This is a genomic window from Listeria aquatica FSL S10-1188 (genome assembly GCF_000525795.1).
Classification (GTDB): Bacteria; Bacillota; Bacilli; order Lactobacillales; family Listeriaceae; genus Listeria; species Listeria aquatica.
Genome location: NZ_AOCG01000028.1, coordinates 1 through 549, shown reverse-complemented (window position 1 = coordinate 549; position 549 = coordinate 1). Strand labels below are relative to the sequence as shown.

General features: G+C 45.4%; 3 tRNA genes. All 3 read left to right on the top strand.

Annotation, left to right across the window (positions count from 1 at the left end):
• The first annotated feature begins 44 nt into the window (after positions 1 to 44).
• The 3 genes from MAQA_RS13320 to MAQA_RS13310 all read left to right on the top strand — a co-directional run bounded on the left by MAQA_RS13320 (position 45) and on the right by MAQA_RS13310 (position 309).
• A tRNA-Arg gene (locus MAQA_RS13320) sits at positions 45 to 118 on the top strand.
• Positions 119 to 127: 9 nt separating this feature from the next.
• Positions 128 to 204, top strand: a tRNA-Pro gene (locus MAQA_RS13315).
• Between the two features lie 29 nt (positions 205 to 233).
• Positions 234 to 309 (top strand) — tRNA-Ala (locus tag MAQA_RS13310).
• The last annotated feature ends 240 nt before the right edge of the window (positions 310 to 549 follow it).

Sequence of the window (549 nt, the reverse complement as noted above, 5' to 3'; positions counted from 1 at the left end):
GTTCGATTCCGGTCCTTCGGCACCATTATTATTGTTTTTATGTTGCGCCCATAGCTCAACTGGATAGAGTACCTGACTACGAATCAGGCGGTTGGAGGTTCGACTCCTTCTGGGCGCGCTCTTTATACGGGAAGTAGCTCAGCTTGGTAGAGCACTTGGTTTGGGACCAAGGGGTCGCAGGTTCGAATCCTGTCTTCCCGACCATGTTTTAAATATGTTCTTACCTTAACTTTGGGGCCTTAGCTCAGCTGGGAGAGCGCCTGCTTTGCACGCAGGAGGTCAGCGGTTCGATCCCGCTAGGCTCCACCATTTTTTTTGAATATACTCTTGACGAGAGTATTCAAAAGTTGTATAATATAAAAGTTGCTGATAAAAAGGCGGCGAAGAAAGAATGACCTTTGAAAACTGAACAAAAAGAAGACGAAAAAGCGATGAGACAGTACGTTTCACCAATCAATTCGCAGGACAGGAAATCGAGAGCGATTTCCAAAAAACAAGCAAGAAAGCTAGCAAAGTCAATTTTGACGCTAAGGAGACTTATTCACGGTG